This window comes from Halanaeroarchaeum sp. HSR-CO, from assembly GCF_024972755.1.
GTDB lineage: Archaea > Halobacteriota > Halobacteria > Halobacteriales > Halobacteriaceae > Halanaeroarchaeum.
On record NZ_CP087724.1, the window covers coordinates 2269713 to 2294151 of the forward strand.

Sequence of the window (24439 nt, forward strand, 5' to 3'; positions counted from 1 at the left end):
TGTTAGTCCTCCTGTAGTGCTGCGAGCACGTCGTCGAAGTGCTCCGGCAGCGTCGTCGCGTCGAAGTCCCCGTACAGGGGCTCTTCGCGCTGTTCAGCATATTCAGCGATGTGCTCGCCACGGGTCCGATCCCAGTCGGCGAACACCGATTCGTTGTGCGGGACGTCCAGGCCGGCGTCGATGGCGCCTTCCTGGACCGCGAACACCTTCGAACCGGGCGTAGCGGTGTTGAGGCCGATATCGAGGACGGCCTCCTCCACGCCAGCGTCGAGGGCCCGCTTCCCGGCCAGGAACCCGGCCAGGTACGCGCTGGGGAGATTCCCGGTGGGAGCCTCCCAGCCGTACTCGGCCAGGTCGCCGGTGTGGGCACTCGCGAAGGTTTCGTCGCCGTCCGGACCGGTGCCGATCAGCTGCGCCCTGATGTGCCTGTTGCTCTTGCGAGCGACGAGCCGGGGCTTCCCGGATTTCAACAGGCGCAACCTCTGATGGTAGTCGGTCCGGACCTCGCGGCGTCGCCGCATCGGTACGTTGTATCGTGGTCCGGTTGCCATTAGTCGTCACCTCCAGTGGAGATGTCTTCGTGTTCGTCGATGTAGGTCTCCAGGCGACGGACGCTGTCGAATTCGCCACCGTTGACCTTGTTGTAGAGTTCGCGGTACTGTGACGGTGACAGCGTCCCGTCGTCGCGGAGTTCGCGCAGCGTCCGGCGCTGGGCGCGGACGCGCCCGGCGTAGGCCGTCTTCGCGTTCTGACGGGCGCCGGCTTTCCCCTTTCGGGTGCCGGGGCCCTTGCGGTGGCCGTACGCACGTTTCTCGTCGCGCTCCCGTGCGCGACCGCGCGAGTTGCCCCGGGCGTCCTTCGCCTGGATGACGCCCTGCTGGACGAGTTCGCGGATGTCCTCGCGGGTGATCGCCTCGAGGATCTCGCCCTGCGATTCGGGGTCGAACCAGACGCGGTTCTCGCCGACGTCGAGGACGTCGGCTGCGAGTCGTTTCTGTGCGCTCAGATCACTCATCGTCGGTCACCTCGACTTCCACGTAGGTAGGATTGAGGACGCGAATCTGGCGGTCCTCTGCGACCTCTTCGATTCGTTCGCGCTTTCGCGCGCCGACCGCGGAAGCGATACGAGCAGCCTCCGTGTCGGGGTCGATGCCCTCGAGGTCGTCCACGTTGTGCACGCGAACCTCCTCGAAGCCACTCGGGTGCTTGCCCCGAACGGCGGTGGGCGTGCGGAAGCCGGCCTGCACGACGTCGCCTTTGCCCTTGATGCGGCGGCGCTGCTTCGAGAGGCCACCACGGGGGCGACGCCAGGACTCCGGCGTCCGTTTTTTCATGTGGTAATCCTGCCGATTGAACTGGGGCTTGCCCTCCCGCCGTCGCTGGCGGACCAGGCGTTCCTCCTCTTCGGAGAGGTCCGGCGTCTTGTCGACGAGACCGCGGGGCTGGAGTTCCGTCTCGACGGGCTCCTCTTCCGCTTTTTCGGCTTCTTCGACGTCGGCCTCTTCGACCTCGGCGGCCGCTTCTTCGTCGACTTCAAGGCCACCGACGTCGGCCTTGATGCGGGCCGCGAGGGCGTTGCCGATGCCGTCGAGTTCGGCCAGTTCCGACTGACTCGCTGCTTTCACGTCCTCGACCGACTCGTAGCCGGCCTCGCGGAGTGCGTCGGCCTTCGATGGGCCGACCCCGCTGATGTCATCTAGGTCTGTGATTTCGTCGTCGGACATCTAGGCACCTCCGGTGCCGGGTTTCTCGACGATGTACACGCCGTCCTGGAAGACGCGCGTGTCCTTGTCCTTCACTCGCGTGAGCTGTTCGATGTCGCCGGCGGTCTGGCCGACGGCCTCCTTGTCGGGGCCGTTGAGGACGACGGATTCGCCGTCGATCTGGACGTCGGTGTCGCCGCGGATCTCGGCCCGTCGCGGCGCCTTCTCGCCCAGGAAGTTCTCGATGACGACCTCACTCCCCTCGACGTTGACCTGCATCGGGAAGTGAGAGTAGTGGACCTGCAGTCTGTACTCCCATCCATCGGTCACACCGTGGATCATGTTGTCGACGTGGCTCTCGAAGGTCCCCATCGTCGCGGCAACCTTCTTGGTGTCCTCGTCGCTCTCGATGACCACGGCGTCCTGCGTCGTGGAGACGGTGACGTCGGGGAACCAGAGCCGGCGCGTGACCGCCCCGTTCGGCCCCTCGACCGTGAGGTCGAAGCGGTCGACGGTGGCGTCCACGTCGTCCGGAAGTTCGCATTCTATTCGTGGCATGATTCTAGTACACGTACGCGATAATCTGGCCACCGATGCCCTGTTCGCGGGCCTCGTAGTGGCTCATGATGCCGTGGCTCGTCGTCACGATGAGCGTCCCGTAGTCGCGGGCCGGGAGGTATCGCTTCTCCCAGTCCTCGAACTCGTCGACGCTCGCGGAGTACCGCGGCTTCACCGGGCCACACTCGTTGATGGCCCCTTTCAGTTCGACCTCGAACTCGCCGGCCTTGCCGTCCTCGTGGTACTCGAATCCGCCGATGTACCCGCGGTCGTAGAAGACCTCGAGGACGGCACCGATCACGTTCGAAGCGGGCGTTACCGTATGGGTCAGTTGCCCGACGCTCTCGGCGTTGTTCACGCCGGAGAGCGCGTTTGCCAGTGGGTCGTTTGCCGTCATGGTTAGCTATACTTCTTGAAGCCCATGTCGCGGGCGATCTCGCGGAAGCACTGTCGACACAGCCAGATGTCGTACTTACCGACGAGTCCCTGTTCGCGGCCACAGCGGCGGCACGCGTGGGACTGTCCGGTCGCTTCCTCTTGGTCGTGGTTCTCGTCGTCGGCGTCGCTCATTCGCTCACCTCCACGTCGTAGTGGGACTCGAGGTACGCGATGGCGTCCTCGGGTGTCAGTCGGTGGTTCGACGGGATCTGGCGGGTGACCGTATCGCGCTTGGCGACGCGGTAGCCCGGCCGGACGAGGTTGACGGTGACGTCAAGCCCGTAGATTCCGACGGACGGGTCGTACTCCTGGCTCGGGAAGTCGGTGTGCTCCTCGATGCCGAAACTGACGTTGCCCGTCTGGTCGAACTGCGACCGGGACAGGGACGTCGTCGCCAGCGCGCGGTCGAGGAAGTCCACGGCCGCGTCGTGGCGGAGGGTGACTTTCGCACCGATCGGGTCGCCCTCGCGGATCCCGAACTCCGGTTCGGTGCGCTTAGCCAGCGTCCGAACGGACTGCTGGCCGGTGATCGCTTCGAGGATCTCCTCGGCGTTCTGGAGGTCGACCCCACCCTGGCCGACGCCCATGTGGACGACGACCTTCTCGACGCGCGGTTCGCGCATCTCGTGGAAGTCGGCTTCGGTCTCGGACATCACTCCTCAGCCTCCTCGTCGTCCGCGACGAAGTTCTCGTCGATGACGACGACGTAGTCCTCGATGGTCTCGAAGGACCCGTCGTCCGTCTCGACGGCGACCGTATTGTCGGCGCTGCCGGGCGTGACGTCGATTCGCGTGACCTCGCCGATGTCACCGGCGTGCTTGCCGGCGACGGCGGTGACGAGGGCGCCCTCTTCGTAGACGAAGTGAGCGACGATGTCCTTGGTCTCGTTGTCGATGACGACCGAGTCGTTGCCGCTGTAGTCGTCCTCGTCGACGAGAACGTTCGAACCGTCGTGGAGGTTCAACTGGACGCGACCGCCCTGCACGAGCGTCTTGTCGTCGATCTTCCCGAGCCGGCTGTCGGCGGCGTCCTCGTCGATAGGCGTGAGCCCGAGGCGACCACCCTGGTCCGGGAAGACGCGGTAGAATTCATCGCGGTCCGGGAACGCCAGGATGTCGAACATCCCGATCGGGCGGTTGATGTCGTTGATGGAGTCGCCGTTGACGAGGACACCGTCGTGGTGGACGGCGTACTTCGCCTCTTTGGCGCTATCGACGTAGCCCAGGACGTCCCGAAGGACCACGACGAGCGGTACGCCGGCCTCACCGTGCGGGCCGGCACCGGCCTTCGCGGTGAAGGTCTCGGTCTTCCGCTCGACCGGCCAGGCCTTGGGAACGGAGAGTCGTTTCTGGTGTCGAGTCATTCGGTATCACCTTCGAGGCGCGATTCCCGGACGGGGTCGTCGAGGTCGAGGTCGGTGACGCGGAGGTTGCTCGCCTCGATGGCGCGCGGGACCTCCTCGCCGTCGGCCGATTCGATGGTGACGTCTTCGACGTAGACGACGCCGTCTTTGAGGTCGACCTCCATCACTTCGCCGTCTTCGCCGGCGAAGTCGCCGCGCATGACCTCGACGGTATCGCCCGCGTTGACGCGGACGTTGCGCTGGTCATACTGCTCGCGAAGCGACTCGGAGAGGTGCGCTCGCACCTGGTCCTGTCGCTCGTGCAGCGGTGCGCGTTCCGTTCGGGTGCGCTGTTTGCGTGGTTGTCTGCTCATATCTATACGATCATTGTCGCGGTGCTCGCGATGCTGCCGTACCGCTCTGCGACTTCACGGGAGATGGGACCCTTGATCTCGGTCCCGCGGGGTTCTCCCATGTCGTCGATGAGGACGGCGGCGTTGTCTTCGAACTTCACGCGGGTTCCGTCGGGCCGACGAATCGGTTTGCGCTGGCGGATGACGACGGCCTCCAGCACCTGTCGGCGCATCTCGGGCGTGCCCTTCGTGACGGACACCGTGACGGTGTCGCCCAGGCCAGCCTTCGGGTGACGGTTCTTCGTGCCCTGATAGCCGGACACGCTGACGATCTTGAGTTCGCGGGCGCCGCTGTTGTCGGCACACGTGATGAGCGAACCCTTCTCGAGTCCCTGCGTGACGTCGGCCTTGATGGCTTCCATCAGGCCTCACCTCCGTCTACAATCTCGACGACGACGTGTGATTTCGTCTTCGAGAGCGGTCGTGTCTCTGCGATGCGGACCGTGTCGCCTTCTGCGATGTCGAAGCACTCCGGCGCGTGGGCCGGAACGCGTGACCGGCGTTTCATATACCGGTCGTACTTCGGTACGAAGACATCGTACTCTCGCTCGACGACGATGGTCTTCTCCATGGCCGTCGAGGCAACTGCTCCTTCGATGACTTGTCCACGCACGGAAAGGGTCCCGTGGAACGGACAGTCGTCGTCAGAGCAGGTGCCGTCGGGCTCTGGTACGTTCAATCCTATTGCCATTGTTTGGTAACTCCGTTTTCGGTTCGGTAGGCGGGTCGTGAGAGCAGCGTACTGCCATCCACCGTAACGTAGGTCACGTCGTCGCCGTCCGACCCAGCCGTGGTGTCGGACGGTTCCGCCGTAGCCCCGGTACCCTCACGGGTTCCGGCGGCTTCATCTGTGATCGCGAATTCGAACGTGGTCCCCGCCTTGGGAACCTGCACGACCCCCGAGTCCTCCCGAATCCGAAGGGTCCGCATGGTCTCGCCGACCACGCGGCCTTCGACACCGACCCGGTTGGGGTCGGTCGACTCGACGACCCGCACGTGCAGGCCGACGAGTTCGTGTTTCGGGAGTGTCTCGGGTGTCAGTGCCATTATTCGTCTGTCTCCGCTTGCTGCTCTTCGGTCGCCGCGCTCTCGTCTTCCTCGTCACTCGGCGATCCCGACGCCGCTTCCGCGGGGTCGCCTTCCTCCGTCTGAATCGTCTTGATCCGGGCGATGGTGCGGCGGAGCTCCCCGATCCGTCCGGGGTTCTCCGGTGCGCCACCGGCCGCCTTGACGGCGCGGTCGTTCAGTAGTTCCGTCTCGATCTCCTCGAGTTCGGCCTGCCGTTCGGCCGGCGTCATATCGCGGAGTTCCTCTGGGTGGAGGATCATTCCTCACCCTCCTCGTCGGCGTCCTCGAGGAGTTCCTCGGCTTCCGCCTCGGCGTCCTCGTCGACGTCTTCGAAGTCGTCTTCGACGTCATCCACTTCGTCTTCGAGTTCGTCGAGTTCGTCCTCCACGTCCTCGACGACCTCCTCCTCGATGACTTCCTCGTCGAGTTCCTCGGGGTCACCCGTCGGCGTCTCGACCTCCTCGAAGTCCTCGGCGGCCGCTTCGGTCTGTTCTTCGTCCGGTTCCCCTTCGAGGAGTTCCTCGACGGATTCGCCTTCCTCTTCGACGATGAGGTCGGAGATGTCGGCGTCCTCCTCGATACGGAAGTCGTCGGGGAGCTCGGCGTTCGGTGGGATGATCTTGACGTTGACACCGATGGTGCCCAGTTTCATCACCGCGACGCCCTGTCCGGCGTCGACGATCTCCTCGGCGGGTTCACCGTTGTGCTTGATGTACCCGCGGTTGAACTTCTCGACCCGCGAGCGGGCACCGGTAACCTTGCCGGCCAGGACGATCTCGGCGCCAAGTGCGCCGGCGTCCATGATCCGGTCGATGGTCGTGTGTCCGGCCTTCCGGAAGTACCAGCCGCGCTCGAGCGCGTTCGCGAGGCGGTCCGCGACGATCTGTGCGTTCAGGTCGGGTTCGTCGACCTCCTGTACGTCGATCTGCGGATCCTCGAGGTCGAATCGTTCCTCGAGCTGGCGCGTGATCTTGCGGATGTTCTTCCCGCCCTTGCCGATGACCATCCCGGGCTTCTCGGCCTTGAGGACGATCTGGGTTCCCATCGGGGTGTGGGCGACGTCCATGCCACCGTAGCCGGCGCGGGCGAGTTCTTCAGCGAAGAACTCGTCGATCTGTGAGCGCTGGAGCCCTTCTTCGATGAATTCGAGTTCGTCTGCCATTATGTATCACCCTCCTCCGCTTCGCCGGGTTCGGCGACGACGAGTTCGACGTCCACCTCGGGGGTGTTCCACTGGGAGGCACGACCGAACGCCCGAGGCTTGCGGCCCTGGCGTTCGCCGACCTTGTGAGGGGCGACGTGAATGATCTCCATCTCGTCGGCGTCGAATCCCTGCTGTGCTGCGTTGTTCGAGACGTTCTCCAGGAGGGAGAGGAACTCCTCGCTGGCCTTCTCCGGATAGCGTCCGGCGTCCCAGCCGTCGATGTCGGAACGGTGTCCGACACCGCTGTTGTGCTGGCGGAACGGGACCGAGCGATCGCCGGCGATGACGGCGTCGAGGTACGCCTTCGCGTCGGCGACCGTCGAGCCCTTGATCTCGCGGGCGATTGCCTTGCTGTGCTTCAAGCTCATGGGCCGCTCCCGAACCATTGCTTTCGCGGTGGATTCGGGGTCGACGTCGATGCTGTAGTTGATTCCCATGATTTACTTGAGTGGCACGAACTTCGAGGAGCGGGTCGCACCGATACCCGCCTGGCCGTGTTCGACCGAGTTACGCGTCAACTGGAACTCGCCGAGGTAGTGCCCGATCATCTCGGGCTCGACCTCGACGCGTTCGAACTCCTGACCGGAGTAGACGGCAAACGTCAGTCCCACGAACTCCGGGATGATCGGCATGTCCCGGAGGTGGGTCCGGATCGGATCGTTGGCCGTCTCCTCGGGCTCGGAATCACGCGCCTCCTCGAGCAGTTTCTCGTACTCGGGGCCGAGGCCTCGAGTGATGGTTCGCCGCTGTCGTGCGGGGAGCAGTTCCGCGACCTCCTCGAGACTCATCGCCTGCAACTCCTCGAGGTCGTGTCCGCGATAGGTGAACTCACCCTCGCGGCCGGTTCGGTATTCCGAATCGCTCATGTTACTTGTTCCCTCCTCTGCCGGTGCGCCGGGAACCGAGGTCCCCGACCTTCCGTCCGGGCGGGGCGTTCTTCGAGACGGATTTCGGGCGCCCGGGGTGCTGGCGGCCGCCGCCACCGAAGGGGTGGTCGACGGCGTTCATCGCGACCCCGCGAACCCGCGGCCACTTCGTGCCCCGGGCTTTCATCTTGTGATGTTTCGTCCCAGCCTTGACGAACGGCTTCTCGGTCCGGCCACCGCCGGCGACCACGCCGATGGTGGCGCGGCACTCCGGCGAGAGACGTTTGACTTCGCCGCTGGGGAGCTGGACGACGGCGACGTCCTGCTCGTGGGTGACCAGGTCGGCGTTGACGCCGCTCGCGCGGGCGAACACGCCGCCGTCACCTGGCTGGCTCTCGACGTTGCAGACGGGAACGCCCTCGGGAATCTCGCCCAGCGGAAGGGTGTTGCCGGGGTCGATGGCGGCGGAGATGCCGACCTCGATGGCGTCACCGATGCCGACGCCCTCGGGTGCGAGGACGAGGCGTTCGTCGCCGTCCTCGAACTGGACGCGGGCGACCGGTGCACTGCGGGCGGGGTCGTGTTCGACGTCGACGACCTCGCCGGCGAGCAGTTCGCCGTCTTCGTTGTCTTTGTGGGTGAGTTCCTGCTTGTATCGGTGCGACGGGGCGCGGAACGTCGGAGACCCGCGACCGCGTCGTTGTCCTTGAATGCGTCGTCCCATCGTCAGAACACCCCGATTCTGGAGGCGACGTCCTGTGCGTCGTCCTCTTCAGAGAGTGTCACGATCGCCTTCTTCAGGCCCTTCATCGTGATCATCGTGTTCACGTCGTCGACCGTGACCTCGTAACTGGACTCGACCTCGTCGCGAATCTCGGGCTTCGTGGCGTCGATATCCACGACGAACTGGAGCTTGTTCTGGAAGTCCATGTCGTTCATGGCCTTCTCGGTGACCAGCGGGTAGTCGATGATATCCGTCATCGCTCGGCCACCTCCGCGAGGGCGCTCTCGGTCCAGATGGTCAGTCGACCCGGCGCCGCGCCGGGTGCGAGGTCCTCTGCGTTCACCTCGGCGCCGGTGGCGACGTCGGCACCCGCGAGATTGCGGGCGGCCTTCGACGGACCGGACTCGCTGGAGGTCACGAAGAGGATCGATTTCGGTGTGCGGTACTTGCGGCCGCGAAGTTTGCCCTGGCCGGAACGGATGGACGAGCCGTCGTCGGCACGCTCGATGTCCTCGGCGACGCCGAGGTCCTCGAGCAGCGCGACGACGTCCTTCGTCTTCACGAGGTCTTCGAACGCGTCGTCGACCACGAGCGGCAGTTCGACGTCCTCGTCGAAGCGGTGGCCACGGTCGGCCACGCGGTCGGCGTCGGCAGTCGCCGCGATGGCGCTGCGGACGGCCGATTTCCGCTCTTTCGTGTTGACGGAGAGAGTCTGGTCCTTCTCGGCCTTCGGCGGGTGTGCCTTGCGGCCGCCGACGGCCTGCGGGACGCGAGCGGCCCGTCCGTTCACGCGGGGAACGTGGGCCATACCGCGACCACTCCCGGGTGACTCGGCCGGCGTTCGCATCCCAGCGAACTCGTCGGCACCGTAGTCCTGTTTTCGGTTGGCCTGGGCGGCGAGGACGGCCCGACGGATGAGGTCGGGGCGTACCGGTGTCTCGAACACCGACGGCAGCTCCGTACTGCCGGATTCGTCGCCGTCCAGGTCTCGTACTGTTGCCTGCATGATTTATCCCTGGTTGGTTGCGGTACTCACGTAGCGCACCTCTGGGTCGAGGCGCGGCGATTCGCTCGGCCGAACGGCCGGTCGGAACCGGACGAGGCGGCCTTCGGGGCCCGGCAACGAGCCCTTGACGAGCGCGTAGTCGGCCTCGACCTCCCCGTAGTTGGGGAAGCCACCAGCGACGGTGACGTCGTCTTCGTTGCCGAAGTCGATGAGACGTTTGTTGAGTTCCGTGCGCTGGTGGTAGCCGGTCTGGCCCTGCTGTGGAACCGTCGAGCGAACGCGGCTCGGGTTCCACGGGCCGAGGTTCCCGATGCGGCGCCGCCAGCCTTGGCGGGCGTGTTTGCCCTTGCGCTTCTGAACGCCCCAGCGCTTGACGGGGCCCTGGGTGCCTTTGCCCTTCGTGACGCCAGCCACGTCGAGGAACTCCCCGGCGCGGAAGACGTCGCCGAACTCGTAGGAGCCGTCCTCGTCGATGAGGTCGAGGGCGAATTCGACGCGTTCGTCGATGGTGCCGCCGCCGACGCGGTTCTCCATGATGTCGGGGCGTTTCTTTGGGACGCTCGGAACGGCACGTGGTACCGTGTGGGAGATGACGCGGACATCCGCGACCCTCCCGGCTTCGAGCGCCTCGGTCAGTGCTTCTCGATTCTCGCTCTGGTCCCCGTCGGGGACGGAGAGCGCGCGGTCGAGGTCCTCGTCGAGGTCCTCGGCCCACACTTCAGTCAGTGGCTTGCGACCGTACGGCGTGTCTTCGTACGCGCGAACGGCGGCCGCCCGCATGGGCGGCACCTCGACGACGGTGACGGGGACGGACTGCTCCATCCCTTCTGACGGCGAGTTGGCCTGGTCGTCGACCATGACGACGTGGGACATCCCGGCCTTGAAGCCGGCGAATCCCTGCAGACCGACCTGCCCGTCGTCGTCGGGCCACGTGTTGAAGCGCGGCACTTCGGTGGCCGCGCGCTTGCGGGGGCTGAACCCCATCGAGCCTTTGCGTGGTCGGTTTGGTTGTGGCATCGTATCACTCCGTGAGCGTCAGGCAGCCGAGTGATGCGAACATCGCTACCTCAGTTCGCACCGTCTCGCTCCCCTGGTCTGGGATCGTGTTCAGCCAGGCGTCGAATCCCGCTGGGGCGTCGGTGGTGGGGTCGCCCTCGCCGGCCGTCGCGGAGCCGGTCGCGGCCCCGATATCCCGGACGTCGACGTCCAGAATGTCGGGGAGGCCACGACCCGGTGCTCCGAAGGCGACGGTCAGCCCGTCGGCGGCGACGCGCTCTACGAGTCCCGCCAGCGAGGACACCGTTACGGGTGTCCCGTGACGGGACGTGGCGACGCGAAAGCCTGCGTCGGGACGGTCGAGGGCATCCCGGAGGTTCGTCCGAGTGACGACGAACCCCGGAAGGGGTTCGTCGACCAGCTTCGCACGAACCGGTCGTCGCGAAGAGACCCTGATGGTCACGCGCTCCCCCTCCTCGACCGCCATCGATGGCGGGACGTGGAGGGAGATCGGGTGTTGCAGACCGCAATTGACCCGAACGCGCCCTTCAGATCCGACCTGGGTCACTATTCCCTGTCGTAACGACCCCGAACCGCTCGATTCGGAGCCGGTCCATGCTGAAACGCGAAGCGGCGGCAGGATGCCGGCGTACTCCAGTTCGTCCCGCGTGCCGAAGGCCTCCTTTCGGAGGTATGGCGGCGTCGCGGCGTACCGCAGCACGGTCTCGACGAACCCGCCACCCCATCGACGCTCGCCGTCGGAATCGTCGAAGATTCCGAGGCGGTCGGCCCGGAAGACCGCGGCCGCACGGGCCACGTAGCCGAGTTTGCGAGTTGCCTCGCGTTTGTCCTCGGCTTCCCGGACGAGGGATGACGGCACGAGCACACTGCGCGTCATGCCGTGTCGCGTCCGCGTCTCACCATGAGACTGTAGTCGACGTACAGATTATGTCCATAAAAGGGTGGCGTTTCCAATGCCGGCTGTGAGGGCCTCGCACGCCGGTTGAGTGGTGAATATTCGGTTCGCAAGTGGCGACATCGGTGCGACCTACTCGACCGTTTCGAAAGGGTTATTCATGCCCACCGGTTCAGAATAAATTGCAACAGGGCGCTGGTAGTGTAGTGGTATCACGTGACCTTGCCATGGTCACAACCTGGGTTCAAATCCCAGCCAGCGCAGTTCTGTCGAACCACATCCGCGAGCAATGGCTTTGCCATTGCGAGCAATGCTGGTGAGACGAAATCGCTCTGGGATTTGAACTCAGCAAGTCGCAGCTCCCGAGCGAAGCGAGGGTGACCGTCTGATTTCGGTTCAAATTCCGATAGACTCGCTTCGCTCGTCTATCGACGTCCCGTTCGCCAAGGGCTCACGGGACTCCCAGCCAGCGCATTTCTGTCGAACCACATCCGCGAGCGTTGGCCATGCCAACGCGAGCTATCGGGGTGAGACGAAATCGCTCTGGGATTTGAACCCTGCAAGTCGCAGCCCGCGCAACCGACCGGAGGGAGGTGAGCAGGACCGTCTTGCTCTGGTTCAAATTCCGATAGACTCGCTTCGCTCGTCTATCGACGTCCCGTTCGCCAGGGGCTCACGGGACTCCCAGCCAGCGCAGTTCTCCGAATCGCAAGCCCGGAAGCCTGGGCGACACCCCTGGAGCGCCGGTGGCGAGACGACAATCCACGACCGCTTTCGACCACGCCGCAGTGATACATATTCGATTGTCGATCCGAACGGCACACCGCCGCGAGACCAGATGAACAGTTCAAACTATGATGATCTTCTGATACAATCGTCAGTAACGAATATATTATGTATTCAATATACATGGTAAAATTACCAGCAATCGTAGCGATAGGGGTACTTTTTTGGGATGGGTCGTCGAAGTTTTTCGTGTATGTCACAACAAGCGACAACCGACGAGCGGTTGGCGACGTTCGCGGTCCAGGCGGAAAGCGAAGGCCCGACTCACACGGTCGTGCAGGCCCGCGATTTCGAGTTCTCGGTCGACGAGCCGGAGCACCTCGGCGGCTCTAACTCCGGCCCGAACCCCGTCGAGTACCTCCTCGGGGCGCTGGCGGGTTGCCTCAACGTGGTCGGTCACACGGTGGCCGACGAGATGGACATGCCCGTCGACGACCTCGAAGTCGATATCGAAGGCGATCTCGACCCGGCGAAGTTCCTCGGGAAGGATCCGGAGCCACGCGCGGGCTATCAAACTGTTCGGGTCGACCTGTCGGTCGCCACCGATGCGGACCCATCGACCGTCGAGACCTGGCTCGAATCGGTCGAAGAGCGCTGTCCGCTGAGCGATAACATCGCCAACACGACGCCGATCGACTTCACCGTCGACACCGAGTGAGTGGTGGAGTTGGCCGGCCACTACGGGTTTTCCGAACGGATAGCGATCCAGCGTCTTCGGTAGAGTTTGTTCGGCGTTTCGCTGGCCAGTCGTCGCGAACCCCACGCAGAAGATACCGCGTACTCGCTCGCAGGCGCCACGGAACCCGGCCGGATACCATACCAGGACGCATCGGTCTAAACCGTATTGAGAGCCGTCGATACTCCCTCGAACGGTACTGGAGCGGATAAATCGAACCGATTCGTGTATCGAGTTCGTCTTCGAGGGCTTCGATCAGGTCCTCGCCAGTGTCTTCGCCGCTGTGCTGGTCGCCGGTTGACGCCGTTCACTTGACCCGTTAGTGATCGGTGTATCGTACGCCGGGTGGTCTTTGCGCTCATCCGTTCGACGCAGTCGTTCAGTGGTGTCTACTGAGAACAGCCGAGAATGCGTCAAACCGCCACCCAGTGGTTTCGACGTCCTTCGACAGCGCACGTCCACGAACAGTATCGGTCGTGGCCGGTCCGGTCGCGTCGGGCACTGATCACTTCGTGGTCCCCCGTCCATCGGTCGAGTTGTCCACAGTCTCCCCCGAGACGGCGGGCCAAGAATAACCCGACGCAGTTCGGCAGGTGAACCGCCCGTATCCGCCGTCATTGCGGCACTGCGACGGCCAACCCAGTCACCAACCGGGACGTGTAGAACGTGGGATACCCAAACGCCTTTGCCACCGTGTAGGTGAATGGCGTCCATGGTGAACCTCCCCTCGAAGACCGGTTCGGAGATGAGCGAGGAGGCAATCAAGAGCCTGCTCGAGCGGAAGGGTCACGGCGTCCTGAGTATGGGGACGGAAAATCGGGGCTACGGCGTCCCGATATCGTATCACTACGATGCGGATCACCATCGGATCGTCGTCGGGATGGTGAAACTGCCGGGTAGCAAGCGGAGTACGTTTGCTTCGAAGACCGACGAGGCGACGATGACCGTTTACGAGTATCACGACGTCGATACGTGGGAAAGCGTCATCGCCACGGGAACGCTCCATCAGGTTCGTGACGCCGACGTCCCCGAAGATCTCGCAGCGCTGTTCTTCTACCCCGAGGGGCCCGAGACCGATGGCCAGATGGTCGAACTGGACCAGTTCGAACGTGCGTGGTACGAACTCCGGATCGAGGAGATCAGCGGCCGGTACGACGGAGAGAGATCACCGTCATAGTCGGATCGAAAGCGGAAGGACCAGTCCCGACCGACGGTTTCTCGAATTCGCAACCGATGGCCGGCCTCGTCGGACCGCGTCAGTATACGTACAGCACGAACACCATCAGGGTGACACCACCGACGATGCTCCCGACGACCGCGAACGCGAGCCCCAGCGTGACGTCGATTGTCAGGAGGTACAACAGGACGAGAAGGAACGCGAAGTGCAGGCTCCCGATCACCAGCCCCAGTTTCACCCACTTCGTCTCGACCTCGATACCACCGATGGCACCGCTCATCGGTGAGCAACGCTCCCGAATCGAGTCGGGTCAGTGGGTTGGACAACGCTCTGTCCAGGGATTCGAGGTGGCACGCTCGGTCACTCGGGTTCGGATCCGTCGGCGGGGTCGAACTCCAGTGCGACGGAGTTGATGCAGTATCGCTTGCCGGTGGGTTCGGGCCCGTCGTCGAAGACGTGGCCGAGGTGGCCGCCACAGGTTCCACAGGTGACCTCGATGCGCTGCATCCCATGTCGGTCGTCGACGGCCGTCTCCACGGCGCCGGCGTCGACGACGTCGTAGAAACTCGGCCAGCCAGAGTTCGACCCGTATTTCGTGTCGCTCTCGAAGAGGACCGCACCACAGCCGGCACAGCGGAATCGCCCTGGCTCGTCGACGTCCAGCAACTCTCCACTGAACTTCGGTTCGGTGCCGCGTTCGCGGAGGATGTGATACTCCTCCTCGGACAGTATCGAGCGCCATTCGTCCTCGGTTCGCTCCGCAGGGGCGGGCGTGGATTCGTCCATGCCGTACCGATACGGGCCGGTTGGAGAAGTGTCTGATGGGGACAGTTTCGGGGCGGTGAGTGTTCCCCGATCACGGGGTCCGAGAGGCCCCTTCCTCGCCCTCGACGACGCGACCTTCGTGGAAGGCGACTGAGAACACTTTTCGTGAACACGCGCTTGGGCGACAGTACATGCCCGACCGGTCCAGCGTAGTGGTGGTCCTCCTCGCAATTTTGGTACTCCTCTCGGGATGCACCATCTCGTTCCAGACGACGGATTACAGTGCGGGTCCCGACGAATCCGGCCTCTCGACCGGTGGACCGGGCGACGGTAGTGCGTGGAACGTTACCATAACACACGTCGTCGACGGCGACACCGTCGAGGCTCGGTTCCCGAACGGCGAGACAGCCACCCTTCGGTTGCTCGGCGTCGATACCCCGGAGACCGCCCACGACCGGATCACTCCTGACGAATACGAGGGGGTACCGGACACCGTCGCGGGACGCGACCACCTCTTCGAGTGGGGAGAGCGTGCGACTGCCTTCGCGACCGAGGAACTCGAAGGGGAGACGGTCCGGATCGCCGTCGACGAGTCGGCGGATCGACGCGGTGGCTACGGACGACTCCTGGTCTACGTCTACGCGGACGGGAAGAACTTCAACGAGCGATTGCTGCGCGAGGGATACGCCCGACTCTACGACACGCCATTCTCGCTCCGCTCCGAGTTCGAGGCAGCCGAGACCGAGGCCCGAAATGACGAGCGTGGGCTCTGGGCGTTCGATAAGACCGAATCGACCTTGCAGACGGCGCCCGCCGTTCGACCCGGATCGTCACAGGTCGAGCGCGTCGGAGACCCCCAGTATCGCGCCACATTCGCCGCATTCGTAGACGACACCGCTCGTCACCTCGGTGTCGGATACCGCGACTGATTCGAGGGATTCCTCACAGTATGGACAGTGTCCCATGTCGTCCAGTTCGACGTCCGAGTCGTTAATACCAGGGGCCTATCGAGACCGCCGGTCGCACGGCCGGCCAGTTCGGATGGCTGCACTGGACCTTAAGGAATGGGTATGCGACTCAGGACGCGCTCGCGCCAAGACTTGCATCACTAACGACCATTATATATCATCATCGTTAATGGGCAAGTACCCGAGCAGGGAACCGAAATACAATGTACTGCACGACATGCCAGACGAGCCATTCGAGTGGCTTTCCGACCGGATCGACCGGGTTCCAGTGGGACCCGAACAGCAAGAGCGGCATCCGTTACTGCGACAACTGCCAGTCGGTCCTCGAGACGTACCATCGCTGACACAGCGGTCACTCGAGGTGTGGCCAACCCGCCTCCTTCGACAGACTCAGTCCATCCGGAGCGACTGCGACGTATGGAAGTGTGGCCGGGACAGTACGTCACATTCTTTTCGTCGGGATTCCACGAACCGGTATGGAACGAGCGTTATTCGTCGCCCGGCGAGACTCCACGAAGACACGAGAGCTGCTTCGAGAAGCGGGCGACATCGTCGGTGGCGTCGATGGCACGCTGTTCGTCCTGCACGTGATGCCGGAGTCCGAGTACGAACAACGAGCCGAATCCCGGCGGGAATCCGGAGCCCTACAGAAAGACGGGAGCGAGTACAGCACCTACCCCATCACCCAGGCCGAGTCGGACGCCAGAGAGTTCGCCGAAAGGATGGGCGACGACGTCCTGACAGCTGGTACCGTCGAGTGGGAGCCCCTCGGGACGGTCGGGCGCGAGGGGCGGTCGATCCTCGAGGTCGCCGACGACCGAGACGTAGACCACCTCTTCGTAGTTGGAGAGCAGCGCTCACCTAGCGGCAAGGCCATCTTCGGTGACCTCGCTCAGCGGCTCATCATCGAGTTCGACGGGCCGGTCACGACGGTCGTGCCGGACGAACGATAGAAACTGGTTTGCGGGATGCGACCGTCTGACACGATATGACAGTCATCGGCTTTCTGTCGGTATCGCCCGTACAGGAGGGGAGTCTCGCTCCAGCCGTCGCCCACGCCGTGGCCGCACTCGACGAGTACGACGTCACCTACGAGACGACTCCGATGGGGACGGTCATCGAAGCGACGGACGTAGACGAACTGCTGGCCGCCGTGGGGGCCGCACATACGGCGGTCGACGGCGACCGGGTGAGCACCTTCCTCAAGATAGACGACAAACGGACCAGCGAGACGAGTGCGGCCGACAAGGTCGACGCCGTCGAGCGTGAACTGGGCCGACCGCCACGTCGGGAACGCTGAGGACGAAACCCTTTCACCGAGGCCGGCGAATTCGGCCGTATGGATAGTCTCAACAGGATGGCCATCGAGCTGGCCGACGAGGCCCTCGACTTCGCCGAGGAGCTGAACGTCGGGGCATTCGAACTCGACAACGGCGCGACGGTCATCGACTTCGGCATCGACTTCTCCGGCGGTATCGAGGCGGGTCTCCTCCTCACCGAACTACAGACCGCCGGCCTCGCGACGGTCCAGACCCGGATGGACACGGTCGCCGGGACACCGATTCCGCACGTCGAACTCGCCACCGACCGGCCGGATCTCGCGCTGCTCGGTTCACAGAAGGCGGGGTGGGAACTCAGCGTTGATGGGTTCGAGGGGCTCGGAAGTGGCCCCGCCCGATCGCTCGTCGCTGACGAGGATGAGTTCAGGGCCATCGAGTACACCGACGCCTTCGACCTCACCGTCCTCGCCGTCGAGACCGACCGACTGCCCACCGTGCAGGTCGCCGAGGAGGTCGCCGATCGGACCGGAGTGAACCCCGAGGGCGTCTACATCGCCGCGTTCCCGACCGCCAGCATCGCCGGAAGCGTCTCCATCGCGGCACGGGCCGCCGAACTCGCCATGTTCCGCCTCTTCGAACTCGGCTACGACCCGACGAACGTGCTGACGGCGAGTGGGTCAGCCCCCATGGCCCCCATCCCAGCCACCGAGGAGGTGGCGATGGGCCGAACCAACGACGCCATCGCCTACGGCGGCCAGGTCCACCTGACGGTCACGGAGGACGCGGACATCCTCGACGAACTGCCGTCCACCGCGACCGACGCCTACGGGATGCCATTCCTCGACATCTTCGAGGCGGAGGACTGGGATCTCCAGTCGGTCGCCCCCGCGGTCTTCGCTCCGGCCACGGTCACGGTCGACGTGGTCGGTGGCCCCACCTACGCGCTCGGGGAACGGAACGATGGCCTGCTGGCCGAGAGCTTCGATTTGTAGCGGCCAGGTAGCGCGAGCCTTATTCGGGTCGACGGTCTACGACGAACCATGACAGTCGACGGCGTCCTCTTCGACCTGGACGAGACGCTGGTGCGGTACGAGCGACCCGCATCGGCAGTTCTCGACCTGGCGTTCGAGGCGGTCGGTGTCGACCCCTTCTTCGACGTTCGGGACTTCCAGGATCGGTACGATACGTTTTTCCCCCAGAGCGAATCGATCGATCACCTCCGCGAACTCGTCTTCGAGGACATCGCGACTGACGCCGGACGTGACCCCTCCCTGGGCCGTCATCTGGCCGCCAAGTACGCCGACGAACGCGACCACGCCCGGGTGAACCTCCTCCCCGGCGCCCCAGCGCTCCTCGACGCGCTCGACGGCCGGCCACTCGGGCTGGTCACCAACGGTGACCCCGAGATGCAGCGGCCAAAGCTCGAAGCGACGGGGCTCGACGGGCGCTTCGACACGGTGGTCTACGCCGGACACGATACGGCCTCGAAACCGGACGCAGAACCTTTCGAACGGGCCCTCGAGGACCTGCACGTCGACGCCCCCACCGGTGCCTTCGTCGGCAACGATCCGGTCGCCGACGTCCACGGCGCACAGTCCGTCGGGCTGCGCTCGGTGTGGATCAGGAACGGGACCGAGGGCACGCCCGCCGTGCGACCCGACGCGACTGTCGATTGCCTCGACGAACTTCTCGATAGCTGGCTAGTCCAGTAGGTCGGTCACGGTTCCGACCCCCTTGCTCCGTCCCTCGCGGAAGACGAACCGCTGTCCCTCCTGGACGTGGTACGGTTTGAACTTGAACCGGACCGTCGTCGTCCCCCGGTCGCCCGGCAGGAGTTGCCCACCGTGGGGGTCGAAACGGGCCGCCTCGCTTATCGTTTCGAGGTGGACGACCGGTTCGTAGCCCGTGTGGATCCGCGTCGGATGATTGAGCACCATGACCTCCGCCTCGAAGGCACGGACCGGTTCCGGATCGGCGTCCTCGGCGAGGAGGGCCATCCCGCGCTCGACGTCGGCTTCCCTGACCCCTTTCAGGGCGATACCGACGATGCGGCCGGCCTCCGCGTGGTCGACCCGGTGATAATGCATCTCGATGGACCGGACCTCCACCTCCCGGTACGAGCCATCGTGGAACGGACCGAGTTGTAGCTGATCGCCCACGTCGACGGTCCCGGATTTCACGGTCCCGGAAGCCACGGCGCCGACCCCGGCCACCTTGTACGAGCGATCGACGTACAGCTCGAAATCGCCGTCAGCCCTGGCCGTCTTCGGCAGTCGCTCGAAGAGCGTGTCGAGAGCAGGGAGGCCCTCTCGCGAGACCGCGGAGGTGCGGACGATCGGAACGACGGAGTCCCCGATCTCGTCGATGGCGGCCTCGACGCCGTGGCGGGAGACGGGCAGTGGACTGCGGTCCGCGTTCCGGAGCAGTCGCTCCACTTCCCGTTCCACCTCGTCGACGCGCGCCGCCGAGACGAGGTCCGCTTTCGTGATCGCGACGATGGTCGGCAACTCCGTCGCCAGCAACACCCCGAGGTGCTCCCGGGTCGTGGTCGTCGGCCCGTCGTCCGCCGCGACGGTCAGCAGGCCGTAGTCGAGTTTCTGCCCGACCAGCCCGCGGATCGTCGTCGAGAGCCACGGTTCGTGACCCACCGTATCGACGAACGAGACGACCCGGTCGGCCTCCTCGACGATCGCCGCACGGTCCGATTTCCGGTCCGGATTGTCGACGCGGAGCGGGCCCTCCTCGTCGAAGCCGTAGACCCCATAGGAGAGGTCGGCGCTGAGCCCTCGCTCGATCTCGTGGGGTTGCACGTCGAGATACGAGCGAAGGCCGCCTTCGCCGTCGTCTGGGGTGCCGGTGACGAGACTGCCCACCAGCGTGCTCTTCCCGTGGTCGACGTGGCCCGCCGTCCCGACGATGAGGTGGTCGTCCGCCACCTCGAGAGTCCCACCGTCCACGATGGTGGCCACCCCGACGAGACCGCCGTCCTCGGTACCCCAGGTCTCGACGTCCTCGATGTGAGCGCCGGCCTCCTCGGCGAGCAGACTCAACACGTCCATCGTCTCCGAGAAGGCTTCCTGGGAGATGCCTGCGATGCCACCGCCGTCGGTGACGCCGACGACGTACATCGCCTCGCCGTCGCCGGAGAGAACCCGGTGTCTGAGCTGGGCGGCGAGACTCTCGCGACGGCCGCTCGCCAGGTGGAGTTCGCGCGTCAATCGCTCCTTGAATTCGACGCTGCCGCCCTCCTGCTCCCCACGGGCCAGGGCCGTTCGCAGCAGGGCTCGGTCGCCGGACATGTGCGCGGGTTGGTGGCTACCGGATAAAAACCTTCCTCGGGTTTCGACCCCGCCCGCGGCGGGGACGGGCGCGTCATCCCCGGCGCAATGCCTTAGCGTGCATGGGTGCAATTCACATTCATGAGCGTGGAGGGGCTCTGTCAGATCTGTGAGCGCGAACCGGCCAAACACGCCTGCGACCGGTGTGGGGCGCTGGTCTGTGAGACGCATTACGACCGGGCAGTCGGCCGCTGTCTCGAGTGTGCCAGGGAGACGAACCGGCCGCCGGACCACCTGGACTCCGGCGACGACGTGCTCCGGTAGCCGGCCAGTCTCAGCGGAACTCGTTGAGCCGTCGCTTGAGTCGTTTCGCGGCCGAACCGGCGGCCGCCGCCCAGCGTTTCTCGCCCTCGCCGGCGAAGATGATTCCTCTCGAGGAGTTCACGAGGCCGACGCCGTCGGCCAGGCCGAATTCGACCGCCGCCTCGGCATCGCCACCCTGTGCCCCGACCCCGGGGACGAGAAACGGCAAGGAGGGGACCAGTTCGCGGACTGCCTCGAGTTCCTCGGGGGCGGTGGCGCCGACGACCAGGGCGACGTTCCCGTGTTCGTTCCAGGAGGCCGCCAGTTCGGCGACCCGTTCGAAGACGCGGTCGCCGTCGGCGAGTTCGAGATCCTGCACGTCGCTGCCACCGGGGTTAGAGGTCCGCGCGAGGACGAAGACGCCCTTGTCGGCCCGCGAGAGGAACGGCTGGAGGGAGTCCTGACCCAGGTACGGATTGACCGTGATGGCGTCGGCGTCGTCCAGTAGCTGGGCGTACTGCCGGGCCGTGTTCCCGATATCGCCGCGCTTGGCGTCGAGGACGACCGGGACGTCCTTCCCGTGGGCGTACGCGATGGTCTCGCGCAGGGCTCGCCAGCCGTCCGCGTCCTCGTAGAAGGCGACGTTCGGTTTGTAGGCGGCCGCGTGTTCGTGGGTAGCGTCGATGATGCGGCGGTTGAAGGCCCATCGAGGCAGGTCGGCGTCAGCGACCGACGGAGGCAGGCGGGACGGGTCGGGGTCGAGGCCCACGCTCACCACGCTGTCGACGCGGTCGATACGCGTCGCAAGGTCGTCGAAGAACTGCATGGCTCGCCCTGTGCCGGGCCGGCAGAAAAGCGTTCCTCATCCGGACAGCAACCGGTCAGGCGGTTCCGGTAGCGGCCGCTTCGAGGACGTCCAGGGCCCGCTTAATCGTCGCGCCGTTCTCGACGAAGACGAGCAGGCCCGGTGGCGTCGTCGCCTTCGGTCGCGTCCGGAGCCCGACCGCCTCGGCGCTCTCGCGGGCAGCGACCAGGTCGCCCTCCACCTCGAGGGAGATCCGGTCGTCCTGCAGATAGACGGACGCGAGGGAATCACCGCCTCGCTCGACGTCGAAGATCCGATTGCCCGGTGGTTCCGTGTCGGCGTCTGCCCGTTCGTTCCCCACGACCATCTCGTCGAAGGGGGGTTCCGACAGCCCGTCGACCTCGGCACGGAGGAGGTCGGCGATGCGACGGCCGTCCGTGATTTCGCGGTCCACCATCGTCACTGCACAATGGCGTCTCGTGCCTTCGCCGCGGTCTCCTCGACGTCCACGCCGGTGGCCCTGGCGGTCAACACCGCCGCGACCTCGGCGGTCACCCCGAGGGATTGCTGGCGTTCGTTGATGGCGGCGACCGCGGCCTGCCGTTCCATCCCGCTGTCGACGAGCGCGTCGAGCACGTGCTCGAAGACCGACCGCTCCCGGAATATCGACGCGTCCGGTTCGAAGTCCTCCGGGATGGTGACCTCGTCGTACGGAAACGTCGCGACGAGTTCGTCGCCATCGCGGTCGAGGAGTCCACTCCGTTCGCCGATATCGACCAGGCGTTTGGCCTGGTCCGGCGATACCCAGTCGCGGTCGAGTGACAGCGCGACCACGAACGCCTGTTCCCCCATCCGATCTCGTCCCGTCCCCTTGAACGGGGCGGCGACGACGACGCGCAAGCTCATCGTCGAACCCAGTCGGTCGGACACCCTAACGGTTGCCATCTCGCCCAAACGAACGATTCAAGTACGCGACGGGACTCTTTTCCCCACATGCAGTACCAGGGACGCTCCAAGCGGATGAAGACGGGGGCCCGCGCACGGCCACAGCACAAGAAGAAAAAACACGAACTCGGTCGCTCCCCGACGGAGACGGAACTCGACGAGCCGCGCTTCCGCGTCGTCGAGTCCCGTGGCGGGAACCGCAAGGTTCGAGCCCTCGCGACGGACGTCGCCAACGTCACCGACGAGGGCGAGACCGTCCAGACCGAGATCCTCGACGTCGTCGAGAACACGGCGAACCCGAACTACGTCCGACGGAACATCCTCACGAAGGGCGCCGTCATCGAGACCGGTGAGGGGACCGCCCGCGTCACCTCCCGCCCGGGCCAGACCGGTCAGGTCAACGCCGTTCTCGTCGAGTGATCGGTTCGGTCTTCGTCGACAGCGACCCAGTGGCCACGCTGGCGACGGCGTAACTGGTAAGCACTGGGGACGAGAGAGACGAGTATGGACCGGATTCCGTTCGGTATCGGTCGCCTGGATTCCCGCATCGGCGGTGGTGTGCCCTCCGGAAGCGTCGTCCTGCTCGCCGGCGAGGCGGGTGCCGGCGCGCGGGAGTTCGTGTACACGAGTGCGGTGCTCAACGGACTCGATTCCGCCGACCCGGACCTCTTCTCGCTCCACTACGGCGACCTCCACGAGGACGCGACGCCGCCGAACGGCATCCACTACGTCTCGTTCACCGCCGACGCGAACGACCTTCGTGGTGAGATCGCGTTCGCGATGGACCGCGAGATGGTCGATGCGGGCCTCGAGCCCGTCGAGTTCGTGGACCTTTCGCCGGAGTTCTTCCAGTTGAGTCCCGTCCCCCACGACTGGTACGCCCAGAGTCATCGGACCATCACGGACATCGGCCGGGGTAGCGATCGGCGAGGGGTCCTGGAAGCCTTCGCCGACTACCTCGACGAGCACGCCGCCGGCGGCCTGGTTCTGGTGGACTCACTCGACGACTTACTGGCGGCGGGCCGCGAGGCAGTGCAGTTCAGCGACGTCGTCATGTTGCTCAAGGGACTCCGCCGGGCGTCCCGGGAGTGGGACGGCCTCGTGATGATCCTCCTCGAGAAGGACGCCGTGACCGACCGGCAACTCGGGAGTCTGATGACCGCCGTCGACGGGACCATCCAGTTCGAATGGGAGACCGGCGGCAACGAGCGCGTCAGGACGATGTTCGTCAACGAGTTTCGCGGCGTCCTCTCGCAACTCGAAGCGGAGGATATCATCCGCTTCGAGACCGAGATCCACGACGCGGGCTTCGAAGTGAGTAATATCAGAAAAATCCGGTAGTCGTCAGCCAGCCGCGATCCGGCGCCAGTTCAGCCCAGGACGGCCCTGAGCGCGAACAGCATGTTCTCTTTGCGCTCGCGGGCGCGACGATAGAAGTACTGGAACCACTTGCCGCCGTAGGGCACGTACTGGTAGACCTCGTAGCCCTCGCGAGCGAGGCGCTCCTGTTCGTCGTCGCGAACGCCCATCAGCATCTGGAACTCGTAGTCACGGTCGTACTCCTCGCCCAGTTCGATGGCGAAGTCGATCATCTTCTGGTCGTGGGAGCCGACCCCGATACCGGCCTGTTCTTCGAACTCCGAGAACATGTACTCGAGGTCGGCCCGGTAGCGCTCGTTGACCCGGGATTTCTTCTTGTAGGAGATGTCCTTCGGCTCGTCGTAGGCACCCTTGACGAGCCGGATCTTGCCGGGCACGTCCTTGACCCGTTCGAGGTCCTCGCTGGTGCGCTTGAGATTGGACTGCAGACAGACGCCGACGCCACCCTCGTACTCGCGAGCGAAGTCCTCGTAGGCGTCGAGGGTCACGTCGGTCGTCTCGTGGTCCTCCATGTCGACCCAGACGAACACGTCGCGGGTGTCGGCGATGGAGACGATGTCCCGCAGGTTCTCGCGGAACGTCTCCTCGCCGACGTCGATACCGATCTGTGACGGCTTCACGGAGACCACTGCCTCGGCCCCCGAGGCGTCGACTGCCCGGACGAGGTCGAGATACTGGTCCCGGTCCTCGGCGGCCGGTTCCGGCTCGTGGTAGTGTTCGCCGAGCAGGTTGACGATGGCCTTGATGTTCTTGCGATTCAGCGACCGTGCGTGGTCGATTGCCTCTTCAGCCGATTCTCCGGCGACGAAATTGTTGGCGATTGGGGGAATCATTGTCAGTGG

The 24439-nt window shown here is 64.9% G+C and carries 38 protein-coding genes and 1 tRNA gene; 11 read left to right on the forward strand and 28 right to left on the reverse strand.

What is annotated here, in order from left to right:
- Positions 1 to 2 precede the first annotated feature (2 nt).
- Genes HSRCO_RS11830 through HSRCO_RS11930 form a run of 21 tightly spaced genes read right to left on the reverse strand, consistent with a single transcriptional unit; the run spans position 3 to position 11216 of the window.
- On the reverse strand, positions 3 to 551 hold the full coding sequence (locus HSRCO_RS11830) for a 50S ribosomal protein L18 (RefSeq protein WP_259517847.1): 549 nt from the start codon (positions 549 to 551) through the stop codon (positions 3 to 5).
- Positions 551 to 1015 carry a 50S ribosomal protein L19e gene (locus tag HSRCO_RS11835; protein WP_259517848.1) on the reverse strand — a complete coding sequence of 155 codons (465 nt, stop codon included), beginning with the start codon at positions 1013 to 1015 and terminating at the stop codon, positions 551 to 553. The genes HSRCO_RS11830 and HSRCO_RS11835 overlap by 1 nt, the downstream gene beginning before the upstream one ends.
- Entirely contained in the window at positions 1008 to 1724 is a 717-nt protein-coding gene (locus HSRCO_RS11840) for a 50S ribosomal protein L32e (protein ID WP_259517849.1), read from the reverse strand. The genes HSRCO_RS11835 and HSRCO_RS11840 overlap by 8 nt, the downstream gene beginning before the upstream one ends.
- On the reverse strand, positions 1725 to 2261 hold the full coding sequence (locus HSRCO_RS11845; RefSeq protein WP_259517850.1) for a 50S ribosomal protein L6: 537 nt from the start codon (positions 2259 to 2261) through the stop codon (positions 1725 to 1727).
- 4 nt (positions 2262 to 2265) lie between these two features.
- Positions 2266 to 2658 carry a 30S ribosomal protein S8 gene (locus HSRCO_RS11850; protein WP_259517851.1) on the reverse strand — a complete coding sequence of 131 codons (393 nt, stop codon included), beginning with the start codon at positions 2656 to 2658 and terminating at the stop codon, positions 2266 to 2268.
- 2 nt (positions 2659 to 2660) lie between these two features.
- Entirely contained in the window at positions 2661 to 2831 is a 171-nt protein-coding gene (locus HSRCO_RS11855; RefSeq protein WP_259517852.1) for a 30S ribosomal protein S14, read from the reverse strand.
- On the reverse strand, positions 2828 to 3352 hold the full coding sequence (locus tag HSRCO_RS11860; RefSeq protein ID WP_259517853.1) for a 50S ribosomal protein L5: 525 nt from the start codon (positions 3350 to 3352) through the stop codon (positions 2828 to 2830). The genes HSRCO_RS11855 and HSRCO_RS11860 overlap by 4 nt, the downstream gene beginning before the upstream one ends.
- Complete coding sequence (locus tag HSRCO_RS11865) at positions 3352 to 4062, reverse strand: 30S ribosomal protein S4e (RefSeq protein WP_259517854.1); 711 nt, start codon at positions 4060 to 4062, stop codon at positions 3352 to 3354. The genes HSRCO_RS11860 and HSRCO_RS11865 overlap by 1 nt, the downstream gene beginning before the upstream one ends.
- Positions 4059 to 4415 carry a 50S ribosomal protein L24 gene (gene rplX / locus HSRCO_RS11870; RefSeq protein ID WP_259517855.1) on the reverse strand — a complete coding sequence of 119 codons (357 nt, stop codon included), beginning with the start codon at positions 4413 to 4415 and terminating at the stop codon, positions 4059 to 4061. The genes HSRCO_RS11865 and rplX overlap by 4 nt, the downstream gene beginning before the upstream one ends.
- A 2-nt stretch (positions 4416 to 4417) precedes the next feature.
- Positions 4418 to 4816: a 50S ribosomal protein L14 gene (locus HSRCO_RS11875; protein WP_259517856.1), complete on the reverse strand. Its 399-nt coding sequence runs from the start codon at positions 4814 to 4816 to the stop codon at positions 4418 to 4420.
- Positions 4816 to 5145, reverse strand: coding sequence for a 30S ribosomal protein S17 (locus HSRCO_RS11880; RefSeq protein WP_259517857.1), 330 nt, complete (start codon positions 5143 to 5145; stop codon positions 4816 to 4818). Before HSRCO_RS11880 ends, HSRCO_RS11875 begins: the two co-directional genes overlap by 1 nt.
- Positions 5136 to 5501 carry a ribonuclease P protein component 1 gene (locus HSRCO_RS11885; protein ID WP_396266400.1) on the reverse strand — a complete coding sequence of 122 codons (366 nt, stop codon included), beginning with the start codon at positions 5499 to 5501 and terminating at the stop codon, positions 5136 to 5138. Before HSRCO_RS11885 ends, HSRCO_RS11880 begins: the two co-directional genes overlap by 10 nt.
- Positions 5501 to 5782, reverse strand: a complete 282-nt coding sequence (gene rpmC / locus HSRCO_RS11890; protein ID WP_396266401.1) for a 50S ribosomal protein L29 — start codon at positions 5780 to 5782, stop codon at positions 5501 to 5503. Before rpmC ends, HSRCO_RS11885 begins: the two co-directional genes overlap by 1 nt.
- The gene (locus tag HSRCO_RS11895; protein ID WP_259517858.1) at positions 5779 to 6684 is read right to left on the reverse strand and encodes a 30S ribosomal protein S3; all 906 of its coding nucleotides are present in this window, start codon (positions 6682 to 6684) and stop codon (positions 5779 to 5781) included. The genes rpmC and HSRCO_RS11895 overlap by 4 nt, the downstream gene beginning before the upstream one ends.
- The gene (locus HSRCO_RS11900; RefSeq protein WP_259517859.1) at positions 6684 to 7163 is read right to left on the reverse strand and encodes a 50S ribosomal protein L22; all 480 of its coding nucleotides are present in this window, start codon (positions 7161 to 7163) and stop codon (positions 6684 to 6686) included. The genes HSRCO_RS11895 and HSRCO_RS11900 overlap by 1 nt, the downstream gene beginning before the upstream one ends.
- Before the next feature lie 3 nt (positions 7164 to 7166).
- A complete protein-coding gene (locus HSRCO_RS11905) occupies positions 7167 to 7592 on the reverse strand; it encodes a 30S ribosomal protein S19 (RefSeq protein WP_259517860.1) in 426 nt (141 codons plus the stop codon).
- A 1-nt stretch (position 7593) separates the two neighbouring features.
- Positions 7594 to 8316, reverse strand: coding sequence for a 50S ribosomal protein L2 (locus HSRCO_RS11910; RefSeq protein ID WP_259517861.1), 723 nt, complete (start codon positions 8314 to 8316; stop codon positions 7594 to 7596).
- 2 nt (positions 8317 to 8318) lie between these two features.
- Positions 8319 to 8573, reverse strand: coding sequence for a 50S ribosomal protein L23 (locus tag HSRCO_RS11915; protein WP_259517862.1), 255 nt, complete (start codon positions 8571 to 8573; stop codon positions 8319 to 8321).
- Positions 8570 to 9322 (reverse strand): 50S ribosomal protein L4, encoded by a 753-nt coding sequence (gene rpl4p, locus HSRCO_RS11920; protein ID WP_259517863.1) that lies wholly within the window; start codon positions 9320 to 9322, stop codon positions 8570 to 8572. The genes HSRCO_RS11915 and rpl4p overlap by 4 nt, the downstream gene beginning before the upstream one ends.
- Before the next feature lie 3 nt (positions 9323 to 9325).
- Entirely contained in the window at positions 9326 to 10339 is a 1014-nt protein-coding gene (locus HSRCO_RS11925) for a 50S ribosomal protein L3 (protein WP_259517864.1), read from the reverse strand.
- 4 nt (positions 10340 to 10343) lie between these two features.
- Positions 10344 to 11216, reverse strand: a complete 873-nt coding sequence (locus tag HSRCO_RS11930) for a putative RNA uridine N3 methyltransferase (protein ID WP_259517865.1) — start codon at positions 11214 to 11216, stop codon at positions 10344 to 10346.
- 210 nt (positions 11217 to 11426) lie between these two features.
- Between HSRCO_RS11930 and HSRCO_RS11935 the strand changes: the two genes are divergently transcribed.
- From HSRCO_RS11935 to HSRCO_RS11945, 3 genes are all read left to right on the forward strand, one after another.
- A tRNA-Gly gene (locus HSRCO_RS11935) sits at positions 11427 to 11497 on the forward strand.
- 716 nt (positions 11498 to 12213) lie between these two features.
- Entirely contained in the window at positions 12214 to 12678 is a 465-nt protein-coding gene (locus HSRCO_RS11940) for an OsmC family protein (protein WP_259517866.1), read from the forward strand.
- A gap of 730 nt (positions 12679 to 13408) precedes the next feature.
- The gene (locus tag HSRCO_RS11945; protein WP_259517867.1) at positions 13409 to 13873 is read left to right on the forward strand and encodes a pyridoxamine 5'-phosphate oxidase family protein; all 465 of its coding nucleotides are present in this window, start codon (positions 13409 to 13411) and stop codon (positions 13871 to 13873) included.
- 79 nt (positions 13874 to 13952) lie between these two features.
- On the opposite strand, the gene HSRCO_RS11950 is transcribed toward HSRCO_RS11945, so the two are convergent.
- Entirely contained in the window at positions 13953 to 14153 is a 201-nt protein-coding gene (locus HSRCO_RS11950) for a hypothetical protein (protein ID WP_259517868.1), read from the reverse strand.
- An 80-nt stretch (positions 14154 to 14233) separates the two neighbouring features.
- Positions 14234 to 14659 (reverse strand): peptide-methionine (R)-S-oxide reductase MsrB, encoded by a 426-nt coding sequence (gene msrB / locus HSRCO_RS11955; RefSeq protein WP_259517869.1) that lies wholly within the window; start codon positions 14657 to 14659, stop codon positions 14234 to 14236.
- Positions 14660 to 14829: 170 nt separating this feature from the next.
- On the opposite strand from msrB, the gene HSRCO_RS11960 reads away from it, so the two are divergent.
- From HSRCO_RS11960 to HSRCO_RS11980, 5 genes are all read left to right on the forward strand, one after another.
- Positions 14830 to 15567, forward strand: coding sequence for a thermonuclease family protein (locus HSRCO_RS11960; RefSeq protein ID WP_259517870.1), 738 nt, complete (start codon positions 14830 to 14832; stop codon positions 15565 to 15567).
- Positions 15568 to 16082: 515 nt separating this feature from the next.
- Complete coding sequence (locus HSRCO_RS11965; protein WP_259517871.1) at positions 16083 to 16559, forward strand: universal stress protein; 477 nt, start codon at positions 16083 to 16085, stop codon at positions 16557 to 16559.
- A 35-nt stretch (positions 16560 to 16594) separates the two neighbouring features.
- On the forward strand, positions 16595 to 16906 hold the full coding sequence (locus tag HSRCO_RS11970; RefSeq protein ID WP_259517872.1) for an MTH1187 family thiamine-binding protein: 312 nt from the start codon (positions 16595 to 16597) through the stop codon (positions 16904 to 16906).
- Positions 16907 to 16945: 39 nt separating this feature from the next.
- Positions 16946 to 17878: a methenyltetrahydromethanopterin cyclohydrolase gene (gene mch, locus HSRCO_RS11975; protein ID WP_259517873.1), complete on the forward strand. Its 933-nt coding sequence runs from the start codon at positions 16946 to 16948 to the stop codon at positions 17876 to 17878.
- A 48-nt stretch (positions 17879 to 17926) separates the two neighbouring features.
- Positions 17927 to 18598, forward strand: coding sequence for an HAD family hydrolase (locus HSRCO_RS11980; protein WP_259517874.1), 672 nt, complete (start codon positions 17927 to 17929; stop codon positions 18596 to 18598).
- On the opposite strand, the gene HSRCO_RS11985 is transcribed toward HSRCO_RS11980, so the two are convergent.
- Positions 18587 to 20185, reverse strand: coding sequence for a GTPBP1 family GTP-binding protein (locus tag HSRCO_RS11985; protein WP_259517875.1), 1599 nt, complete (start codon positions 20183 to 20185; stop codon positions 18587 to 18589). The genes HSRCO_RS11980 and HSRCO_RS11985 overlap by 12 nt on opposite strands.
- 120 nt (positions 20186 to 20305) lie before the next feature.
- Between HSRCO_RS11985 and HSRCO_RS11990 the strand changes: the two genes are divergently transcribed.
- Complete coding sequence (locus HSRCO_RS11990; RefSeq protein ID WP_259517876.1) at positions 20306 to 20488, forward strand: hypothetical protein; 183 nt, start codon at positions 20306 to 20308, stop codon at positions 20486 to 20488.
- Positions 20489 to 20498: 10 nt separating this feature from the next.
- Here the strand turns inward: HSRCO_RS11990 and pyrF are convergent, their stop codons facing one another.
- Genes pyrF through HSRCO_RS12005 form a run of 3 tightly spaced genes read right to left on the reverse strand, consistent with a single transcriptional unit; the run spans position 20499 to position 22178 of the window.
- Positions 20499 to 21293: an orotidine-5'-phosphate decarboxylase gene (pyrF, locus tag HSRCO_RS11995; protein WP_259517877.1), complete on the reverse strand. Its 795-nt coding sequence runs from the start codon at positions 21291 to 21293 to the stop codon at positions 20499 to 20501.
- A 55-nt stretch (positions 21294 to 21348) separates the two neighbouring features.
- Positions 21349 to 21729 (reverse strand): hypothetical protein, encoded by a 381-nt coding sequence (locus HSRCO_RS12000; RefSeq protein WP_259517878.1) that lies wholly within the window; start codon positions 21727 to 21729, stop codon positions 21349 to 21351.
- 2 nt (positions 21730 to 21731) lie between these two features.
- Positions 21732 to 22178: a DUF2240 family protein gene (locus HSRCO_RS12005; protein ID WP_259517879.1), complete on the reverse strand. Its 447-nt coding sequence runs from the start codon at positions 22176 to 22178 to the stop codon at positions 21732 to 21734.
- Between the two features lie 87 nt (positions 22179 to 22265).
- Here HSRCO_RS12005 and HSRCO_RS12010 point away from each other — a divergent pair, with 87 nt between their 5' ends.
- Positions 22266 to 22637, forward strand: coding sequence for a 30S ribosomal protein S8e (locus HSRCO_RS12010; protein ID WP_259517880.1), 372 nt, complete (start codon positions 22266 to 22268; stop codon positions 22635 to 22637).
- Positions 22638 to 22721: 84 nt separating this feature from the next.
- The gene (locus HSRCO_RS12015; RefSeq protein ID WP_259517881.1) at positions 22722 to 23558 is read left to right on the forward strand and encodes an HTR-like protein; all 837 of its coding nucleotides are present in this window, start codon (positions 22722 to 22724) and stop codon (positions 23556 to 23558) included.
- Positions 23559 to 23587: 29 nt separating this feature from the next.
- Here the strand turns inward: HSRCO_RS12015 and HSRCO_RS12020 are convergent, their stop codons facing one another.
- The gene (locus tag HSRCO_RS12020) at positions 23588 to 24430 is read right to left on the reverse strand and encodes a proline dehydrogenase family protein (RefSeq protein ID WP_259517882.1); all 843 of its coding nucleotides are present in this window, start codon (positions 24428 to 24430) and stop codon (positions 23588 to 23590) included.
- Positions 24431 to 24439: the final 9 nt, after the last annotated feature.

Excerpts from the sequence above, each read along its gene's own strand:
- HSRCO_RS11830 (WP_259517847.1), bottom strand. The coding sequence starts at position 551 with ATGGCAACCGGACCACGATACAACGTACCGATGCGGCGACGCCGCGAG.
- HSRCO_RS11835 (WP_259517848.1), bottom strand. The coding sequence starts at position 1,015 with ATGAGTGATCTGAGCGCACAGAAACGACTCGCAGCCGACGTCCTCGAC.
- HSRCO_RS11840 (WP_259517849.1), bottom strand. The coding sequence starts at position 1,724 with ATGTCCGACGACGAAATCACAGACCTAGATGACATCAGCGGGGTCGGC.
- HSRCO_RS11845 (WP_259517850.1), bottom strand. The coding sequence starts at position 2,261 with ATGCCACGAATAGAATGCGAACTTCCGGACGACGTGGACGCCACCGTC.
- HSRCO_RS11850 (WP_259517851.1), bottom strand. The coding sequence starts at position 2,658 with ATGACGGCAAACGACCCACTGGCAAACGCGCTCTCCGGCGTGAACAAC.
- HSRCO_RS11855 (WP_259517852.1), bottom strand. The coding sequence starts at position 2,831 with ATGAGCGACGCCGACGACGAGAACCACGACCAAGAGGAAGCGACCGGA.
- HSRCO_RS11860 (WP_259517853.1), bottom strand. The coding sequence starts at position 3,352 with ATGTCCGAGACCGAAGCCGACTTCCACGAGATGCGCGAACCGCGCGTC.
- HSRCO_RS11865 (WP_259517854.1), bottom strand. The coding sequence starts at position 4,062 with ATGACTCGACACCAGAAACGACTCTCCGTTCCCAAGGCCTGGCCGGTC.
- rplX (WP_259517855.1), bottom strand. The coding sequence starts at position 4,415 with ATGAGCAGACAACCACGCAAACAGCGCACCCGAACGGAACGCGCACCG.
- HSRCO_RS11875 (WP_259517856.1), bottom strand. The coding sequence starts at position 4,816 with ATGGAAGCCATCAAGGCCGACGTCACGCAGGGACTCGAGAAGGGTTCG.
- HSRCO_RS11880 (WP_259517857.1), bottom strand. The coding sequence starts at position 5,145 with ATGGCAATAGGATTGAACGTACCAGAGCCCGACGGCACCTGCTCTGAC.
- HSRCO_RS11885 (WP_396266400.1), bottom strand. The coding sequence starts at position 5,501 with ATGGCACTGACACCCGAGACACTCCCGAAACACGAACTCGTCGGCCTG.
- rpmC (WP_396266401.1), bottom strand. The coding sequence starts at position 5,782 with ATGATCCTCCACCCAGAGGAACTCCGCGATATGACGCCGGCCGAACGG.
- HSRCO_RS11895 (WP_259517858.1), bottom strand. The coding sequence starts at position 6,684 with ATGGCAGACGAACTCGAATTCATCGAAGAAGGGCTCCAGCGCTCACAG.
- HSRCO_RS11900 (WP_259517859.1), bottom strand. The coding sequence starts at position 7,163 with ATGGGAATCAACTACAGCATCGACGTCGACCCCGAATCCACCGCGAAA.
- HSRCO_RS11905 (WP_259517860.1), bottom strand. The coding sequence starts at position 7,592 with ATGAGCGATTCGGAATACCGAACCGGCCGCGAGGGTGAGTTCACCTAT.
- HSRCO_RS11910 (WP_259517861.1), bottom strand. The coding sequence starts at position 8,316 with ATGGGACGACGCATTCAAGGACAACGACGCGGTCGCGGGTCTCCGACG.
- HSRCO_RS11915 (WP_259517862.1), bottom strand. The coding sequence starts at position 8,573 with ATGACGGATATCATCGACTACCCGCTGGTCACCGAGAAGGCCATGAAC.
- rpl4p (WP_259517863.1), bottom strand. The coding sequence starts at position 9,322 with ATGCAGGCAACAGTACGAGACCTGGACGGCGACGAATCCGGCAGTACG.
- HSRCO_RS11925 (WP_259517864.1), bottom strand. The coding sequence starts at position 10,339 with ATGCCACAACCAAACCGACCACGCAAAGGCTCGATGGGGTTCAGCCCC.
- HSRCO_RS11930 (WP_259517865.1), bottom strand. The coding sequence starts at position 11,216 with ATGACGCGCAGTGTGCTCGTGCCGTCATCCCTCGTCCGGGAAGCCGAG.
- HSRCO_RS11940 (WP_259517866.1), top strand. The coding sequence starts at position 12,214 with ATGTCACAACAAGCGACAACCGACGAGCGGTTGGCGACGTTCGCGGTC.
- HSRCO_RS11945 (WP_259517867.1), top strand. The coding sequence starts at position 13,409 with ATGGTGAACCTCCCCTCGAAGACCGGTTCGGAGATGAGCGAGGAGGCA.
- HSRCO_RS11950 (WP_259517868.1), bottom strand. The coding sequence starts at position 14,153 with ATGAGCGGTGCCATCGGTGGTATCGAGGTCGAGACGAAGTGGGTGAAA.
- msrB (WP_259517869.1), bottom strand. The coding sequence starts at position 14,659 with ATGGACGAATCCACGCCCGCCCCTGCGGAGCGAACCGAGGACGAATGG.
- HSRCO_RS11960 (WP_259517870.1), top strand. The coding sequence starts at position 14,830 with ATGCCCGACCGGTCCAGCGTAGTGGTGGTCCTCCTCGCAATTTTGGTA.
- HSRCO_RS11965 (WP_259517871.1), top strand. The coding sequence starts at position 16,083 with ATGGAACGAGCGTTATTCGTCGCCCGGCGAGACTCCACGAAGACACGA.
- HSRCO_RS11970 (WP_259517872.1), top strand. The coding sequence starts at position 16,595 with ATGACAGTCATCGGCTTTCTGTCGGTATCGCCCGTACAGGAGGGGAGT.
- mch (WP_259517873.1), top strand. The coding sequence starts at position 16,946 with ATGGATAGTCTCAACAGGATGGCCATCGAGCTGGCCGACGAGGCCCTC.
- HSRCO_RS11980 (WP_259517874.1), top strand. The coding sequence starts at position 17,927 with ATGACAGTCGACGGCGTCCTCTTCGACCTGGACGAGACGCTGGTGCGG.
- HSRCO_RS11985 (WP_259517875.1), bottom strand. The coding sequence starts at position 20,185 with ATGTCCGGCGACCGAGCCCTGCTGCGAACGGCCCTGGCCCGTGGGGAG.
- HSRCO_RS11990 (WP_259517876.1), top strand. The coding sequence starts at position 20,306 with ATGAGCGTGGAGGGGCTCTGTCAGATCTGTGAGCGCGAACCGGCCAAA.
- pyrF (WP_259517877.1), bottom strand. The coding sequence starts at position 21,293 with ATGCAGTTCTTCGACGACCTTGCGACGCGTATCGACCGCGTCGACAGC.
- HSRCO_RS12000 (WP_259517878.1), bottom strand. The coding sequence starts at position 21,729 with ATGGTGGACCGCGAAATCACGGACGGCCGTCGCATCGCCGACCTCCTC.
- HSRCO_RS12005 (WP_259517879.1), bottom strand. The coding sequence starts at position 22,178 with ATGAGCTTGCGCGTCGTCGTCGCCGCCCCGTTCAAGGGGACGGGACGA.
- HSRCO_RS12010 (WP_259517880.1), top strand. The coding sequence starts at position 22,266 with ATGCAGTACCAGGGACGCTCCAAGCGGATGAAGACGGGGGCCCGCGCA.
- HSRCO_RS12015 (WP_259517881.1), top strand. The coding sequence starts at position 22,722 with ATGGACCGGATTCCGTTCGGTATCGGTCGCCTGGATTCCCGCATCGGC.
- HSRCO_RS12020 (WP_259517882.1), bottom strand. The coding sequence starts at position 24,430 with ATGATTCCCCCAATCGCCAACAATTTCGTCGCCGGAGAATCGGCTGAA.